General features: G+C 33.2%; 12 protein-coding genes. 5 read left to right on the forward strand and 7 right to left on the reverse strand.

The genetic code is table 11. The features are described 5' to 3' along the window. Positions 1-105: 105 nt before the first annotated feature. From B3R94_RS06665 to B3R94_RS06685, 5 genes are all read right to left on the reverse strand, one after another. A complete protein-coding gene (locus B3R94_RS06665; protein WP_291099513.1) occupies positions 106-1,959 on the reverse strand; it encodes a glycoside hydrolase family 13 protein in 1,854 nt (617 codons plus the stop codon). A gap of 273 nt (positions 1,960-2,232) precedes the next feature. Continuing rightward, positions 2,233-4,530 carry a glycoside hydrolase family 65 protein gene (locus B3R94_RS06670; protein ID WP_291099516.1) on the reverse strand — a complete coding sequence of 766 codons (2,298 nt, stop codon included), beginning with the start codon at positions 4,528-4,530 and terminating at the stop codon, positions 2,233-2,235. Between the two features lie 27 nt (positions 4,531-4,557). Then, positions 4,558-5,214 carry a beta-phosphoglucomutase gene (gene pgmB / locus B3R94_RS06675; RefSeq protein WP_280035343.1) on the reverse strand — a complete coding sequence of 219 codons (657 nt, stop codon included), beginning with the start codon at positions 5,212-5,214 and terminating at the stop codon, positions 4,558-4,560. 5 nt (positions 5,215-5,219) lie between these two features. Then, positions 5,220-6,566, reverse strand: coding sequence for an MFS transporter (locus B3R94_RS06680; protein ID WP_291099519.1), 1,347 nt, complete (start codon positions 6,564-6,566; stop codon positions 5,220-5,222). 162 nt (positions 6,567-6,728) lie between these two features. Then, positions 6,729-7,748 carry a LacI family DNA-binding transcriptional regulator gene (locus B3R94_RS06685; protein WP_125349451.1) on the reverse strand — a complete coding sequence of 340 codons (1,020 nt, stop codon included), beginning with the start codon at positions 7,746-7,748 and terminating at the stop codon, positions 6,729-6,731. Between the two features lie 224 nt (positions 7,749-7,972). Here B3R94_RS06685 and B3R94_RS06690 point away from each other — a divergent pair, with 224 nt between their 5' ends. From B3R94_RS06690 to B3R94_RS06710, 5 genes are all read left to right on the forward strand, one after another. After that, positions 7,973-10,891, forward strand: coding sequence for a SusC/RagA family TonB-linked outer membrane protein (locus B3R94_RS06690; RefSeq protein WP_291099523.1), 2,919 nt, complete (start codon positions 7,973-7,975; stop codon positions 10,889-10,891). A 10-nt stretch (positions 10,892-10,901) separates the two neighbouring features. Further along, positions 10,902-12,518, forward strand: coding sequence for a RagB/SusD family nutrient uptake outer membrane protein (locus B3R94_RS06695; RefSeq protein ID WP_291099526.1), 1,617 nt, complete (start codon positions 10,902-10,904; stop codon positions 12,516-12,518). Beyond that, entirely contained in the window at positions 12,518-13,582 is a 1,065-nt protein-coding gene (locus B3R94_RS06700; RefSeq protein WP_280049883.1) for a SusE domain-containing protein, read from the forward strand. The genes B3R94_RS06695 and B3R94_RS06700 overlap by 1 nt, the downstream gene beginning before the upstream one ends. Before the next feature lie 96 nt (positions 13,583-13,678). Then, the gene (locus B3R94_RS06705) at positions 13,679-16,489 is read left to right on the forward strand and encodes an alpha-amylase family glycosyl hydrolase (protein WP_291099529.1); all 2,811 of its coding nucleotides are present in this window, start codon (positions 13,679-13,681) and stop codon (positions 16,487-16,489) included. Between the two features lie 93 nt (positions 16,490-16,582). After that, positions 16,583-17,617, forward strand: coding sequence for a sialidase family protein (locus B3R94_RS06710; protein ID WP_291099532.1), 1,035 nt, complete (start codon positions 16,583-16,585; stop codon positions 17,615-17,617). 55 nt (positions 17,618-17,672) lie between these two features. On the opposite strand, the gene B3R94_RS06715 is transcribed toward B3R94_RS06710, so the two are convergent. Continuing rightward, positions 17,673-18,389, reverse strand: coding sequence for a TIGR00730 family Rossman fold protein (locus B3R94_RS06715; protein WP_114998816.1), 717 nt, complete (start codon positions 18,387-18,389; stop codon positions 17,673-17,675). A gap of 70 nt (positions 18,390-18,459) precedes the next feature. Further along, positions 18,460-19,164: a Bax inhibitor-1/YccA family protein gene (locus B3R94_RS06720; RefSeq protein ID WP_280049881.1), complete on the reverse strand. Its 705-nt coding sequence runs from the start codon at positions 19,162-19,164 to the stop codon at positions 18,460-18,462. Positions 19,165-19,233 lie beyond the last annotated feature (69 nt).

Raw genomic sequence — 19,233 nt, forward strand, 5'->3', positions numbered from 1 at the left:
TATCGCTCATTAAATCATTTTTACTCTTCACTTTTTAAATTTTATTTACGTCATATATTTAATGCCATTTTTTATAATACGTTTTCAGAATAAACGTGAAACCTACTACTTTCCAAGTTCAATAATCATCGAAGATTTACCATCAATTGTGATTTCTCCGTTTGTATTGATTGGTAAAACTTTGTCCGAAATAATATCTTTTCCAGAAGTAAATCCGTTTAATGATTCTGCAAAACGATCTAATTTGAACGTTTGTTTTTCTGGATTTGCATTCAAAATAATCATTACAGATTCGTTTTCATTGTATCTAAAATAAACGTAAACATTATTTTGTGGCATGTAATGTTTTGTTTTTCCTGAATGAATAACTTCTTTATTTTTTCGCCAATTGAAAAGTTTTGCTGTAAAATCGTGAAACGTTTTTTGCTCCGAAGTTCTTCCTTCATTTGTAAAAGCCGATTGTTTATCTGACTTCCAACCTCCAGGAAAATCTTGTCGAATTGCTGCATCACCTTTACTTTTATCTCCTCGCATCCCAATTTCAGACCCGTAATATACTTGAGGAATTCCGCGAACCGTTCCGATTAAAGTCGTTGCTAGTTGATACGGCTTAATATCTCCTTTGTAGATTTCGTTCCAACGTTCGGTATCGTGATTTTCAAAAAAGACCAATAAATTATTGATGTCTGGATATAAGAAATCATTCGTGAATGATTCGTAGATTTTCACCAAACCTTTATCCCACGATTCTTCTTCCTGAAAAGCTTTCGTCATATTTGCATACAACGAAAAATCCATCACCGCTGGTAAATTCGAATTGTACCCCGCCATTTCACCGATTTTCGAATCTTTTTGCCAATACGATACATGAGCTGGCGAATGCATCCACGCCTCTCCTACTACATTTAGATTGGGATATTCATCTGTAATTGCTTTTACCCAAGTTGCCATTCCTTCTTTGTTATTGTAAGGATATGTATCTACACGTAAACCTCCTAATTCGGCATATTCTATCCACCAAATGGCATTTTGAGTGATGTACTTTAATACTAATGGATTTGCTTGATTGATGTCTGGCATCGTCGTATCGAACCAACCATTTAATGCGCCTATTTTATCAATCTCTGAAGCATTAGGATCAAATTGGGTTGTTGTTCTATAATTCGAACGACGGAATCCATTTTCTCCTTCTGGAAATGTATGGATCCAATCTTTTGAAGGTAAATCCTGAATCATCCAATGTGAGATTCCCCAGTGATTCGTGACATAATCTTGAATCAAATACATTCCACGTTGATTCAATTTCTGAGACAATTCACGGTATTCTTCGTTTGTCCCGTAACGACCATCAATTTTATATAAATCGGTTTGAGCATACCCGTGATACGAATATTCTTTTTCATTGTCTTCGTTTACTGGAGTTAACCAAACTGCAGTGGCTCCTAAATTTTGGATATAATCTAAGTTGTTGATAATTCCTCGTAAATCTCCTCCGTGACGACCACCTGGCAATTGACGATTAACTTTCTCACGCAATTCTTTTTTCGAATCATTGCTTTCATCTCCATTGGCGAAACGATCCGGCATAATTAAATACACCACATCTTTTGATGAAAACGATGAACGATTCGCTGAATTTGGTTGACGATCTTTTAACTCGTATGTATACGAATCAACGATTTTATTTTTGTTTTTGATGTTAATTTTGAATGATGATTTGTTTACTTCATTCGTATTAATCGTTACAAAAACATAATTTGGATTTTCAGTTTTCTGTAAATTTTGAATTTTTACATTATCCGATAATTCAATATTGTATTTACTAATATCTTTTCCATAAACCAGAATTTGAACTTCTGGATTTTTCATTCCTTTCCACCAAAACATTGGCTCTACTTTTTGAATCTGTGCAAAAGCAAATGTTGATAGGAAAGATGATAATAATAGTATTTTTTTCATGTGTTTTGTTTTTTAGATTCCTCCATTCTGCGGAATGACATTTACTTTACTACATTAATGAAATTGTCATTCTAAGTTTATCGAAGAATCTTTTTAATTCTCTGTCCAGCTGAACTTGTTTCAGCTTTTCATTCTCTACTTCATGCGATCCTGAAATGAATTCAGGATGACTTTTTTAAAATACGTTTTCAGAATAAACTTAGAACTTAAAACATCTATTCTAAATAAAAATACCCTGAAAACCGAAGCCTTCAAGGTATTAGATTCCCTTTATTAAATCGAAGGCTGAACAACTACTTTCTGGTCGAAAACATAAACCTCTAATGGTTCTGTTCCTTCCAATTCAAATGTTGTTTCTCCTTTATTTACAATAACTTTTAGGATTTGATGACGGAAATTGACTTTGAACGAAAAACCTTCCCATTGTTCTGGTAAACGCGGCTCAAAATACAATTGATCGTTTTTCACACGCATTCCACCAAATCCTTCTACAATCGACATCCAAGTTCCAGCCATAGATGTGATGTGTAATCCTTCGTGAACTTCTTTGTTATAATCGTCTAAATCTAAACGAGAAGTTCTCAAATAAAATGTATATGCTTGCTCCATTCTCCCCAACGTTGCCGCTTGAATAGAGTGAACACAAGGCGATAATGATGATTCGTGAACCGTTAATGGTTCGTAGAAATCAAAATGTTTTTCTAATTGTTCCTTCGAAAATTGATCTTCAAAATAATAGAACGATTGTAAAACATCTGCTTGTTTGATATAAGCCGAACGTAAAATTCTATCCCATGACCATTTTTGGTTAATTGGACGTTCTTCTTTTGGTAATTCAGAAACAGGTGTTAAATCTTTATCCAAGAAACCATCTTGCTGTAAATAGATTCCTAATTCTTCACTGAATGGAAAATAAATATTCGCCGCAACTTCTTTCATCTCTGCTAATTCTGCATCAGTAATACTTCTTTTTGCAGCGATACGAGCGAAATCCTCTGGATAATTTGTTTTGACGTTTTCAACTTGTTCCAACAAATAATTCATACACCATTGTGCACAATAATTTGAATGGAAATTGTTGTTAACGTTATTTTCGTATTCGTTAGGACCTGTAACACCTAACATCACATATTGTTTTTTGTCGTTTGACCAATTTACACGCTGTTTCCAAAAACGCGCAATTCCTAATAAAACCTCTAAACCAGCTTCTGGAATATACGTTTGATCTCCCGTAAAACGAACGTAATTGTAAATCGCAAATGCAATCGCTCCATTTCGGTGAATTTCCTCGAATGTAATTTCCCATTCATTGTGGCATTCTTCACCATTCATCGTAACCATCGGATACAAAGCTGCACCTTTGTTGAAACCTAATTTCTCACCATTTTCAATTGCTTTATCCAATTGATTAAAACGGTACATTAATAAGTTTCGCGCAACTTCTTGATTTTTTGTCACCATATAAAATGGCAAACAATATGCTTCTGTATCCCAATATGTAGAACCTCCATATTTCTCTCCCGTAAAGCCTTTTGGACCGATATTTAAACGTGCATCTTTTCCAGAATACGTTTGATTTAATTGAAAAATATTAAAACGAATACCTTGTTGCGCTTTCGTATCACCTTCTATCGTGATATCAGCCATTTCCCAAATCTTTGCCCAAGCTTCTTTTTGGTTTATTAACAATTGTTCATAACCTTGTTCATTTGCTTGAGATAATACATTTTCGGCAGCGTTAATTAATTCATTTTTAGGATGATTTGTCGAAACTACATAACCTCCAAATTTCTCAATTGTCGCGGTATCATTCGCTTTTACCTCAACTTCATATGTAAATTCTACTTTTGTTTCAGTTTTAACATCACTTGTTGGTGTATTTTGTTGATAACTTCCATTTACCAAGATTTTATTCTGCATAAATGTTACGACTTCAAAATGAGTTTTGAACGTACGCGCTTGTACAAAACCTTGTTCACCTTTAATTTCAGAAAAAATTGGTTCCCAAAAAATCTCTTCCCAGTTCGCATCTTCGTTCTTTACAGCTGCATCAACATAAGGTTTGAAGACAATTTTCGCATCATCATTGATTGGTTTGATGTCATATTTAATTGCTCCTAATTCATCTAAATCAGCAGAAAGAAAACGTCGAACAAAAACCTCAATTTCTAATCCTGAAGGTAAAATCGCAATAAATGAACGATCCAATAAACCTTCTTTCATATTCAATTCGCGACGGAAATTTTTAACTTCTTTACAAGTGTTTAAATCAAATTTTTCACCGTTAATTTCGATGTCAATTCCAATCCAAACTGGCGCATTTAATACTTTTGCAAAATATTCTGGATAACCGTTTTTCCACCATCCCACTTTTGTCTTGTCAGGATAATAAACGCCGGCAATATAGCTTCCTTGAAATGTATCACCTGAATAAAATTCTTCGAAATTAGCACGTTGTCCCATTGCTCCATTTCCTATAGAAAATAAACTTTCAGACGATTTTACACGATCTTTTTCAAACCCTTCTTCGATAATTGACCACGCATTCGGGATGATATAATCTTGATTCATTTTGTTTGTTGTATGTAGTTTGTATAATTATTGATTGATTAATTCGACCAAGAAATCTGTTGAGATTTCAGTAAAATTATTAAAGTTGTATTTTGCTTCATTCAAAACCGAAGCTTCTCCAATTCCGATGCTTGTCATTCCTGCAACATTTGCAGCTTCAATTCCTGCAACAGAATCTTCAAATACAATTGAATTTTCGTTTGTTTGATTTGCTTTTTTCGCTCCAACGATAAAAACTTCTGGATCTGGTTTTGCGTTAGAAACATCGTTTCCGTCCACGATATCATCGAAGTAGTTTAAAATATTAACTTTCTCCAAAATTGGACGCGCATTTTTAGAAGCCGATCCCAAAATAATTGGTTGATTGTTTTCTTTTAGAAAGTTTAAAACGTCCATTACACCTGGTAAAATTTCAGAATCGTCCATCTTATCGATGTATTCTAAATATTCTTTGTTCTTCTGAACTAACCATTCGTTTTTCTGCTCATCAGAAGCTTCAACATTTCCCAATCCGAGAATAATTTCTAATGATCGCACACGAGAAACACCTTTCAATAATTCGTTATGTTCATGCGTAAAATCGATATTTAGATTATTCGCTAATTTTTTCCATGCTAAATAATGGTACTTTGCAGTGTCAACGATGACACCATCTAAATCAAAAATAAATACTTTAGTTTTCAAAATGATTATGCTTTGATTGGTTCATCCACATCTTTTACGCGCGTTACAAAAAGTGCTGCAATAATTAGCGCAACACCGCTGGTAACAATGGCGTAGATTGGATTATCGTGATATAAATATTTTACAATTGGACCGCCCAAAAGAGCGTTAATGATTTGAGGCATACAAATGAAGAAATTAAAAATCCCCATGTAAACACCCATTTTTTTAGCTGGAATTGCTCCTGCTAAAATTGCATAAGGCATCGATAAGATACTTGCCCAAGCAATTCCTACTCCGATCATGGAAAGGATTAATAATTTTGGATCGTGAATAAAATAGATTGAAATTAATCCTAATCCTCCACAAATTAATGAAATAGCGTGTGTTGTTTTTCGACCAAATTTTAAGGCGATTGCAGGTAAAAAGAAGGCGAAAATTGCAGAAATTCCGTTGTAAACACCGAAGATAATTCCAACCCAATCTCCTGCTTTTTGATATGTTTCTGAATGTGTATCACTCAAAGACAAACCGTACACATGATGAGCGATTGCTGGTGTAGCGAATACCCACATTCCGAATAATGCAAACCACGTAAAAAATTGCACCAAGCCTAATTGTTTCATCGTTTTTGGCATATTCCCAAAATCGGTAAAAATCTGTGTTAAGCTTGCTTTTTCTTCAACAATTGGTTCTCTACCTTCTGCTTTTTCGAAAGCGTCTAATTCTTCTGGCGAATATTCTTTTGTTGTAAAAATGGTAATTAAAACGGTTACAATAATTGCAATTGCTCCAATAATGAATGATAAAATTAAGTGAAACGGAACTTCTCCTTCCGCTGCAATACTTGAAACACCAAACCAGTTGCTCAAAATATAAGGCAACCACGAACCGACAACAGCTCCTAAACCAATAATTACAGTTTGAATTGAATATCCTAATGTACGTTGATCCGAAGGCAACATATCTGCTACAAATGCACGCATCGGTTCCATCGCGATATTGAATGAAGCATCCATTATCATCAAGAATCCAGCACCCATCCATAATGCAGGCATCAATGCCGTAAATGCACCTGCTTGTGGCATTAAGATTAATCCGAAAGAAGCCAATAAAGCTCCTACTAAAAAGTATGGTTTTCTTCGTCCAAATTTAGACCAAGTATTATCTGAATAATGACCAATAATAGGTTGAACAATCAATCCCATTAGCGGTGCAACAATCCAAAACCAAGACAATTCGTGCACATCGGCACCAAATGAACTTAGAATACGGCTCGCATTTGCGTTTTGCAAGGCGAAACCCATTTGAACTCCTAGATATCCGAAACTTAAATTCCAGATTTCAAGAAATCCTAATCTACGCTTTCTCATTATCGTAATTTTTTTATGTATTTTACGATAAGCGTTTTATGCTTATCAAAACTATATTTTTGTAATTTGAGAAGTAAAAATATGTTTTGATTTGTTTACAATGTTAAAACTTTTTTTTGGGATTATTGCAACTGTAACAATTATTTAACCAAAAAAAACTTACTAAATCGTTGTAGTTTCTCTGTGTAATAATTCTGTTCCGACAACTTCGGTAATGTAATGCTCATGCTCGTTTTCTGACTCTAATTTTTGAATCAATAAACGCGCTGCAATCTCACCCATTTTGAATGCATTTTGTTTGACTGTAGAAATGCTTGGAATTGAGTTCTTGGAAATTACACCATCTGTAAAAGCTATTAAATGTAATTCTTCTGGCACTTTGATTCCTTTTTTCAGTGCTGCTCTCAACACTTTTACGGCATATAATTCATTTACTGCCATTACTGCGTCAAATTTATTTTTTTCGAAAAACTCATCAATCATAGTGTCCAACTGACTCTCGTCTTCTACACGCAAAATCAAGTTTTCGTCAACTGCAATTCCATTCGCTTCTAATGTTCTTTTATATCCTTCGGTTCTTAAGCGTCCAACACTTATATAATCTGGCGTTGTGATAAAACCGATTTTCTTGCGTTCTTTACTTATAAAATACTGAATTGCTTCTTGTGTCGCAAGTACATCATCAATAATCACTTTATCAGTATAAACCTCACGCGTTACACGGTCGAACATCACAACTGGCATTCCTTGGTTGATGATTTCTTTGATATGATGATAATCTTTTTTGGCTTGAGTTTCTTTCGAAAGAGAAATCACAAATCCGTCTATACTACCCGCTGCAAGCATCTCCATATTAATCACTTCACGTTCGTACGATTCATTTGACAAACATATTAAGACATTATAACCATATTGATTGGCTAAATTTTCGATTCCACTAATTACCATCGCAAAAAAATCGTGAACGATTTCGGGAATAATCACGGCAATGGTTTTCGTTTTACGATTCTTTAGACTTAATGCTATATTATTCGGTTTGTAGTTGTATAATTTTGCAAATGCTTGAATCTTTTGTTTCGTTGCAGCACTAATCTCTTCGCTATTTTTCAACGCCTTAGAAACCGTTGATATCGAAACATCTAACTCTTTTGCAATCTGTTTTAATGTCAAATTCTTTTTCATAATCTTCTTTCTACCTTAACCATCAATCTTATTCTACTAATTTCCGTCTTTTTTATTAAAAATTAACATGCTATAACAATTAATTTAATTATTTATTAACACGAAAACGTTTTCGTTTAACTAGTTAGTGTATTACATACACAATCAATCAATTAAACAACTTATATTTGGTAATGAGAAGTAAAAATATAAATTAATAATTAACGAAACAAAACAAAAAATATATGAGGATTTTAAAACAATCTCTTCTTGCTTTAATCCTTTCTACACCAGCAATTTTGAGTGCGCAAAATATTGTAAACGGTAACGTTACAGACGCAACAAATAATAGTATTTTGGCTGGTGCAGACATCATGAACGAAACAACAGGAGAAAGTGTTTCGAGTGATGAAAACGGGAAATTTAGTATAGAAGCTAGTAACGGAGATATTATCATTGTATCTTATTTAGGATTTGATGATCAAGAATTCACTTATAATGGTGAAGGAAGTTTAAACTTCAGTTTAGCTAAACCAACAACTAATCAATTAGATGAAGTTGTTGTTATTGGTTATGGTACTGCAAAAAAATCTGATGTTACAGGTGCTGTAAATAAGATTGGTGAAGATGATTTTAATAAAGGATCGATTACTTCTGCACAAGAATTAATCACAGGTAAAATAGCAGGTGTTGTTGTTACGTCGGCAGGTGGAGCTCCTGGTGATGGACAAAATATTATCATCCGTGGTAACAGCTCATTATCTTTAACATCACAACCATTGTATGTTGTAGATGGTGTTCCATTAGCAGATGGTGTAATTGGAGGTTCTCGAAATCCTTTAGATTTCTTAAATCCAAATGACATCGAATCGATGACGATTCTGAAAGATGCTTCAGCAACAGCTATCTATGGTTCTCGTGCTGCAAATGGAGTTGTTTTAGTAACAACAAAAAAAGGTAAAGGACAAAAATTTACTTATAATTATAACGCTACAACTTCTGTCTATACTCCATCTAACTATGTAGATATGATGAATGCGGATCAATTCAGAGCATTAGTTAATCAAGTTGGTTCTTCAACAGAAGTAGCTAGATTGGGTAATGCAAACACTAATTGGCAAAAAGAAATTTATAAAAATGCAGTTGGTTTTGATCACAATTTAAGTGCTATGGGAAATATTGGTGGTAAAATGCCTTCACGTTTCTCTTTATCAAATACAAATCAGGATGGAATTTTAAGTGGTGATAACATAAATAGAACTACTGCTTCTATGTCCTTAAATCCATCATTTTTTGATGATCATTTAAAGATTGAGTTAAATGCTAGAGGTTCTTATATCGAAAATAAATTCGCTAATAGAGGTGCTATTGGCGCTGCTTTAGAATATGACCCTACACAACCTATTTATTCTGGCGCACCATTTTTTGGTGGTTATCACACTTGGATGGATGGTAATGTTAAACATAATTTAGCTCCTACAAATCCTGTCGCATTATTAAATGAGCAAGACGATACATCAGAAGTTAGACGTTTTGTAGGTAATGCAAAGGTTGATTATAAGTTGCATTTTTTACCTTCTGTAACTGCTACAGTAAATGTTGGTTATGATATATCTAATGCAAACGGAAGAAATGTTGTTTCTCAGAACATGCCAAGCTCATCTTTAACATGGGATGGTTCTTATTACAGATATGATAATCAAAACTATAACAAATTATTTGATGCTTATTTAACTTTCAATAAAGACTTCGGTTTACATAATTTGAATGTTGTTGCAGGTTATGGATATCAATACTTCAATACATATTCTCATACATACGACAGTGAATTATTTGAGCAAGGATTAGATTATGAATTCATAGATAGAGATCATTTCACTTTATTATCATATTTCGGACGTTTTAATTACAACTACGATAACCGTTACATTTTAACGGGTACTTTACGTGCAGATGCTTCTTCTAAATTCATCAAAGACAATCAATGGGGTTATTTCCCTTCAGTTGCACTTGCTTGGAACATTTCTAATGAAGATTTCCTAAAAGGATCTTCTACAGTAAATGACTTGAAATTACGCGCTGGTTTTGGACAAGTTGGTAATGTAAATGGATTAGGAAGCTTTTTATACATGACACGTTACAATGTTTCACAATCTACAGCATATTACCAGTTTGGTAGTACTTTTTATCAAACCTATAGACCATCTACTGTAAGTAAAGATTTAAAATGGGAAATTGCAGAAACAATTAATTTAGGTATTGATTATTCTTTATTCAAAAATAAAGTTTATGGTTCTGTAGATCTTTATCAAAAGAAAACAAAAGATTTAATTGCTAATGTTTACATCGATCCTTTTACCAATTTCGGTAATATGATGAACAAAAACATTGGAGATATGGAGAACAAAGGTATTGAGTTTAACATCAATGCTGATCTTGTAAAATCAAATGATATAGATTTCACACTAGGTTATAATATTGCTTTTAACGACAACAAAATTACCAATCTTTCTAATGATAATTATGTTGGTGGAATTGACGGTGGTACAGGTAATAATATACAAATCCATAGAGAAGGTTATGCTCCATACAGTTTCTATGTTTACAAACAAATTTACGATGTTAACGGTAAACCTATCGAAGGTGCTTACGAAGATTTGAATGGTGATGGTATCATCAACGACAAAGATCGTTACATACATAAAAACCCATACGCAGATGTTACCATGGGATTCAATTTGTTTTTCCGTTACAAAAATCTAGATTTATCTGCTAGCGCTCGAGCAAACTTAGGTAACTATGCTTATAACAATGTTGCTTCTGCAAAAGGTTATAGTAGAAAAGCGACTGGTAATGGACAAAATTATTTATCTAATGTTCATACTGATTTTTACAATGCAGGATTCGTAGAAATTACAGATTCAAACTTAATGAGTGATTATTACGTACAAGACGCATCATTCTTCCGTATAGATAATATAACTGTCGGATATAATCTAAATCAAGCGATTAAAGGATTAGATGTACGTTTATACGGTGCGGTACAAAACGTAGCTGTATTTACAAATTATGATGGGTTAGATCCTGAAATGTTTGGCGGTATTGATAATAATTTCTATCCAAGACCTAGAACATTTGTATTCGGTTTAAATGTTAAATTCTAATCAAAAAGTCATGAAAAAAATAAAAATATCAAAATATATAATTGCAGCGGCATTAGCTTTCTCTATAACATCTTGTCACGATGATTTAGATTTAATGCCAAACGATCCAGACATCATCACAGAAAATGATGTATTTGCTGATGCCACACAAGCTAAATTTGCTTTAGCAAAAGTTTATGCAACATTAGCACTTACAGGTCAAAAAGGACCTTCTGATGATCCTGATATTTCTGGTGTAGACGAAGGTGCTTCACAATTTACAAGATCTTTATTTACATTAAATGTTATTACAACAGATGAGTCTTTAGTTGGCTGGGGTGATGCTGGTTTACCAAACATGCATGCGCTAAGTTGGGGATCTAATAACAGTTTCATAGAAGGGATGTATTACCGTTTAGCTCAAACTGTATCTTTTTCAAACTCATTCATCACCAATGCTACTCCACTAGCAGAAAATAATGAAGAGGTAAGTCAATTCATTGCAGAAGCTCGATTTATTCGTGCCTATGCATATTATAATCTAATGGATCTTTTTGCTAATGTTCCTTTAGTAACTGAAATTAACAACACTTTACCTACACAAAGTAATCGTCAAGAGATTTTTAATTTTGTAGAATCAGAACTTATTGACATACAAAATACGCTTGCAAATCCTAGAAGTAATGAATACGGACGTGTAGATAAAGTTGCAGCTTACGCATTACTTTCTCGTTTGTATCTAAATGCAGAGTCTTGGATAGACGTAGCTAAATATTCAGAATCTATCACCTATTCTAACTTAGCAATCGAATCAGGATACTCGTTAAACACCACGGATGCCAATGAAAATGGAACTGCGTATGACGAATTATTTTTAGCAGATAACGATACTAATGGTGCTCAAAACGAAGCTATTTTTGTATTAAATTTTGACGGAAATAATTCTAGAACTTATGGTGGTTCTACTTATTTGGTAAAAGCTGCTATCGGTGGTTCTATGCAACCAGCAGATTATGGTGTAAATGGTGGTTGGGGAGGTCCTCGTACTACAAGCGCTTTGGTTGAGAAATTTCAGTCATCACAAAATGATTCTAATGGTAATCCTATAGCTTGGACAGATAAACGTGCTATGTTTTATACAGATGGTCAAACATATGATATTGCAGAAGTTAGTAGATTTAGTGATGGTTATGCCGTAACAAAATTTAAAAATAAAAAATCTAATGGGAATAATGGTAATGACTCAACAGGTGAATTTGTAGATACCGATGTTCCTGTAATAAGACTTGCAGAAATTTATCTAAATTATGCAGAAGCAGTTCTTCGCGGTGGTGGGGGCGATCGTGCTACAGCTCTTAATTACATTAACGCATTGCGTACAAGAGCTTATGGTAACACTTCTGGTAACATCACAAACGCACAATTAAACCTAGATTTTATTTTAGATGAACGTGCGCGCGAATTGTATTGGGAAGGAACAAGAAGAACAGATTTAATCCGTTTCAATAAATTTACAACAGGTTACAACTGGCCATTTAAAGGAGGTGTAGCTAACGGGACTTCTGTTTCTGACATTAGAAAACTTTTCCCAATTCCTATCAATATCATTGCAATTAATCCGAATTTAACTCAAAATCCTGGTTACTAATGAAAAATTTTTTAAAATATATCTCAATTGCTTTAATTGGTAGTATTGCCATTACAAGCTGTTCAGAAGATGATGATTTACTAACTGTAAATCCATCAGATTATCAAGCGCCAGAATTGGTAACACCAAACGATAATGCGCAATTTATTTTAACAGAGGAGCATCAAGATTCAATTATTACTTTCTCTTGGAACAAAGCAGAATATGGACTTGATGTTGTCCCAAAATATTCTTTAGAATTTACAACAAAAGACGATAGTAACTTTGCTAATGCAACAGTTCTAATAGGTAATTCTACAACAACAGAGTTTCAAATATCATTTAAAGACTTTAATAATAAAGTAATTGATCTTGGTGTTGAACCAAATGTGGAGCAAGATTATATTTATCGTGTAAAATCAGAATTAGGTACACAACAATCTCAACCACTAGTTTCTGCTGTAAAAACAATCACAATCACAGCATATCCTACAGATTTATCTACGAATTGGGGTGTTGTAGGTTCTATTACGAATTGGGCAGATAATCAAGATATTCCTTTCTGGAAAAGTGAAGAAACTAATGTTTTAGTTGCTTATATTAATGTTGAAGAAGCTAACGCAGAAATTAAATTCAGACAAAACGGATCTTGGGATGTAAACTTTGGAAGTAACAACCCAACAACTGCATCTGACGGAACAGTATCTGGAAGTTTAGACGCTGGTGGAAATAATATTAAAATTCCAAATATCGGAAGATATAAAGTAACTTTTAATCAAAGTGATTCAACTTTCAAAATAGAAGCTTTCACTTGGGGAGTTATTGGTGATGCAACACCGCTTGGTTGGGATGCTGACACTGCTCTAAATTACGATGGCACAATAGATTCTTGGATAGCTACTATAGAATTAAAAGTTGGTGAATTTAAATTCAGACAAAATAAATCTTGGGATGTAAACTATGGTGATTCTGGAACTCCTGGAGTTTTAAAATCAGGTGGCGACAACATCAAAGTTACTGAAGCTGGGACTTACATTGTAACAGCAAACTTCAGTAAAGAAACTTATTCTTTTGTAAAACAATAAAGAAATTCCTCATTTAAAAATAGAGCTGTTACAAACATACTTGTATGTTTTAACAGCTTTTTTTATCTAATCTAATAATTCAAAAATCGCAATAATATGAAAACATTTTATTTAACTTTCATGTTGATTTGCCTTTCTTTCTTAAAGATCGATGCGCAAATCACTTCAGATCCTAGTCCGCCAGAAGCAGACAAATCGGTCACTTTGTATTTTGACAAAACAGGAACTCCACTAGAAAATTACCAAGGAAATCTTTATGCTCATACGGGTGTAACTGTTGATGGACAAGATTGGCAAAATGTGATTGGTTCTTGGGGAGATAATTCTTCTCAACCTCAATTTATTCATCAATCTGGTAATGTTTATAAATTAGAAATCACACCTTCTATCACAAGTTTTTACAATGTAGAGCCAAACAAAACTATAACTAAAATGGCTTTTGTGGTAAGAAACGCAGAAGGTAATCAACAAACCTCATCAGATATTTTTATCAATGTTGGTGCTTTGCAAGTTAATCTAATTCATCCGCTAGAAAACAGCACAACCAATGTGAATAGCGGTTCTAGTTTTAATATCCAAGCAACAAGTACAATTCATGTGAATTGGACATTAGAGCGTAACGGAAATGCTTTTGATCAAGTAAATGATAGTAATTCATTTGATAAAAATTATACCATTTCACAAAATCAGAATTATACATTAAATGCAACTTTTAATGGTCAAACAATAAGCAAATCTTTTACAATTAATATCAAACCAACGGTTAAAGATGTAGCCATTCCATCTAATTTACATGAAGGAATTAATTATTTGGCTAATGATTTTACAAAAGCATATTTGGTTTTATACGCTCCACAAAAAGAGTTTATTCATGTAATCGGAAGTTTCAATAATTGGCAACTTTCTGATCAATATGTGATGAATCGAGATACAACTAACAAGGATTTATATTGGATTGAATTATCTAATCTTAAAGCAAGTGAAATCTATACGTTTCAATATCGAACAAGTGATGGAATCAAAACTGCAGATCCTTATTCGACTTTAGTTTTATCGCCTTATGATGATCCGTATATTACCGCAGCAACTTACCCAAATATGCCTGTATATCCTACTGGACAACAATTTGAAGTTTCGGTTTTACAAACAAATCAAGCAAAATACAATTGGAAAGTTTCAAATTTCAATCGCCCAAATAAAGAGAATTTGATGATTTACGAATTATTAATTCGTGATTTCAATTCGACAAAAACATGGCAATCTTTAATTGATGATTTTGATTATTTCAAAAAATTAAACATTAACGCAATCGAAGTTATGCCCGTAATGGAGTTTGAAGGAAATATTTCTTGGGGTTATAATACAGCTTATCATCTTGCTTTGGATAAAGCTTATGGACCAGCAGATAAAATGAAAGAATTCATCGATTTGTGTCATCAAAATGGAATTTCAATCATTTTAGATGTTGCTTTAAATCATGTTTATGGTCGATCTCCGTTGGTTAGAATGTGGATGAATGATCCCGACAATGATGGTTTTGGAGAACCAACTGCTATAAATCCTTATGTTAATCAAACTGCAAAACATAGTTACAATGTTGGATACGATTTAAATCATCAATTAACACCAACTCAAAATTATGTACAACGTACATTAAAACATTGGATTGAAGAGTTTAAAATTGATGGATTTAGATGGGATTTAACAAAAGGATTTACACAAAATTGTACACCTTCTGATGAAACTTGTACAAACGGATATCAAGCTGATCGTGTAGCAATTTTAAAAAAATATGCAGATATGCAATGGACAATTGATCCGAATTCCTACATCATTTTTGAGCATTTAGGAAATAATGGTTCAGCACAAGAGGAAACAGAATGGGCGAATTATCGCATTAACGAAGGTAAAGGAATTATGCTTTGGGGTAAAGCGACTAATAATTTTAATCAAAATACAATGGGATATGCTTCGGATAGTAACTTTGATTGGTTGAAGCATACTGTAAAAGGTTTTACGAAAAAACATTTGGTTGCCTATGCAGAAAGTCATGATGAAGAAAGAATGATGTACAAGAATTTACAATATGGTGCATCATCAGGAACTTATAATATAAAAGATTTAAAAACTTCTTTGGAAAGACAAAAAGCTCTTGGTGCAGTTTTATTTACAATTCCTGGTCCTAAAATGTTGTGGCAATTCGGAGAATTAGGATATGATTACTCGATAAATCATTGCGAAGATGGAACAAATAATGACGGATGTCGCACCAATCCAAAACCTATTCCAAGCGAAATTGGTTACTTAACAAATGCCGATAGAAAATCTGTTTATGAAGTTTGGTCAAAAATTATTGGTCTTAAATTAAACAACAAAGTTTTCGAAACTGATAATTATACAATTACATCTGGAGATTTAAAACCGCGTATTCAGATTACAAATAATTTATTATCGTCGTCTGATTTATATGAGGTAATTGTTATTGCAAACTTCACAACAAGCACTCAAGCAATTGCGCCACTTTTTCCATTTACAGGAAATTGGTACAATTTGATGGACGAAACAACGCTGAATGTCACCAATACAAATTCATCATTTACAGTTAATCTAAATCCAGGTGAATTTAGAATTTTCGGGAATGCAAAAGCAAATTTATCAACAGATAATATTGAGGTTAATTCAGAAAAAATCTCTGTAACTCCAAATCCAGTTTCTTCCTCTTTTTCATTAAATATTAATTCAGAAAAAGTAAAAATCTATGATTTAACAGGAAAACTGATCAAAGAGTTTTCAGGAAAATTTTCAGCGATACATCAATTTAACATCAAAGAATTACCAAAAGGTATTTACATTCTTGACATTGAAGCTAAAAATCGAAAATCGTCTGCGAAGCTGATTAAAAATTAATTTTTCAAAAAAGCCATTAAAACAAATTTTAATGGCTTTTTCATTTTCTCAAATCGTTGAAAAATCAATAACTTGTCGGTTAATTTACACACCATGACAAAAAAGAAAATTCTACTTACCATTTTTTCCTTCGCTTATACGCTAGGATTTGCCCAAACCAACAAACAAGTTTTATTTACAAGCAAAAATCAATCGGATGTCAAATGTTATCGCATTCCGAGTATCATTACATCAGCAAAAGGAACATTGATTGCGGCAATCGACGAGCGTGTTCCAAATTGTGGCGATTTGCTTTACAATCCTGATATCAATATTGTGATTAGGACAAGTGATGACAAAGGAAAAACATGGTCAACAATCAAGCGAGTTGTCGATTTTCCAGATCAAGAATCTGCTTCTGATGTATCGATGGTTTTGGATGAAAAGACAAAAGAAATTTATCTTTTTTACAATTACATGAATCATAAAATTGCGAAAAATGAATTTCGATTACATTTTGTAAAAAGTGCTGATAATGGAGAAACGTGGTCAAAACCTGTTGATATTACAGACCAAATTACGCCAACGGAATGGAAAAAAGATTTTAAATTCATTACTTCTGGTCGTGGCGCATACACAAAAGAAGGTTGGATTTTGAATACATTGGTTCGATTGAAAGACGGTGTTTACGTATTCGGAAGTAAAGATCATGGAAAAACGTGGGAACGAATTTCGAGTGTTGCAGAAAAAGCTGACGAAACAAATATTGTACAACTTCCGAACAAAGATTGGATGTTAAATGCGCGCATTCAAAATGCTGGTTTCCGTAAAATATTTATCTCAAAAGATCAAGGAAAAACGTGGGTTTCTAAAATGGAAGAACAATTAATTGATCCTACTTGTAATGCATCGACATTAGTTTTAGGAAGAGATATTGTGTTTAGTAATTTGCATGATTCAAAAGATCGTCAAAACCTGGGATTGAAAGTAAGTAAAGATCAAGCGAAAACATGGAATTTTTTCAAAACTATAGAACCAAATTCTTCGGCTTATTCCGTTTTAACGAATATATCAAAAAATAAAATTGGTATTTTTTATGAAGCTGATGATTACCAAGATATGGTTTTTGAAGTAGTTGATTTAAAATAAATTCAATCATAAAAATATAAAAAAACCTCATCAATTGATGAGGTTTTTTTGTTGCTTAAAAATTAAGCTTAATATTATATTTTTCGTAGAAATTTTTGATATGAGCAACGGCTTCTTCCGCTGTATCAACCAAACGGAAAAGATCCAAATCTTTCTCAGAAATATAACCTTCTCTCAAAACTGTTTCTTTGATCCAATCAATCAAACCTGACCAATATTCAGTTCCGACTAACACAATCGGGAAACGTCCTGTTTTCTTCGTTTGTACTAATGTCATCGACTCAAACAATTCGTCTAACGTTCCGAAACCTCCTGGCATTCCAATAAATCCTTGTGAATATTTCACAAACATTACTTTTCGTGCAAAGAAATAATCGAAATTAATTTCATACTCGCGGTCGATATATTTGTTCAATTCTGTTTCGAAAGGCAATGTAATTCCCAATCCAACAGAAGTTCCTCCACCCTTTTGCGCTCCTTTGTTTGCAGCTTCCATAATTGCAGGACCTCCACCAGTAATTACTCCAAAACCAATCTGTGTTAATCGGTATGCAATATCTTCTGCTAAAGCATAATATGGATGATCTGGAGAAGTACGTGCCGAACCAAAAATAGACACGCAAGGTCCTATTTTAGACATTACTTCGTAACCATTTACAAACTCTGCCATAATCTTGAACAACGCCCAAGAATCATTTATTCTAATCTCATTCCAATCTTTTGGTCGAAACGGAGATTGTATTCTATCGTCTTCTTTTTCTTTATCTGTCATAGTATCTTAAATAAAAAAACCGCAACAAAAATGCTACGGTTCAATATACAAATTTATTGTTTCTTCATGATTAATCTCTACTCATAAAAATTCTCAAAATATACCAAAACAATAACATTAATGAAGCAAATAACGACAATGCCGCTGCAACATACTGTTGTGTTCCGAACTCATATTTTAATTGGTGAGTGTTGTACAAAATTGCTCCACCAGCTAAGGCGCACATTCCTACTGAGAACCATAATCCTAAATCGAACCCGAATAACATTCCTGCAATAATCAATCCAATTGCTAAGAAAAATCCTATAGTTAATGCTCCTCGTAAGATAGAGAAATCTGCTTTTGTTAAAAATACAATAGCTGATAATCCTACAAATAATCCGCCTGTTACAACGGCTGCTTGTTTTATCACATAAGTTCCGCCATAATACAAGGCAATGTAAAGCATTGGCACAAAGATTAAAGCTTCTGCAACTATGTATAAAAAGTAGCCTAAATATTGTTTAGATTTTGAAATCGATCCGTACGCCATTTTTTGTGCAACCCATGTAATTCCCATGAAACCTGCTAGTAAAATAAGCCAAAGATATCCAGAAGTTAAACTTAACATAAAGCTCACTAATGCTTCTGATTTTAACATCAAAGATTCTATGAGTACAAAGACTAACACCCCTCCGGCAACGTGACCGTAAGTATGTTTATAAAAATTTGCCCTTTCTACGCTTGTTGCCTCGGCAACCAATTGGTTTTGTTGATATAAATGTTGATTTTCCATACAATTCTATTTAGGTAGATGTTTTTTTAATAATTATTGCTAAAATAATAAATTTCAGCTATTCTTTTA

The organism is Empedobacter sp. UBA7611 (assembly GCF_002484365.1).
Classification (GTDB): Bacteria; Bacteroidota; Bacteroidia; order Flavobacteriales; family Weeksellaceae; genus Empedobacter; species Empedobacter falsenii_B.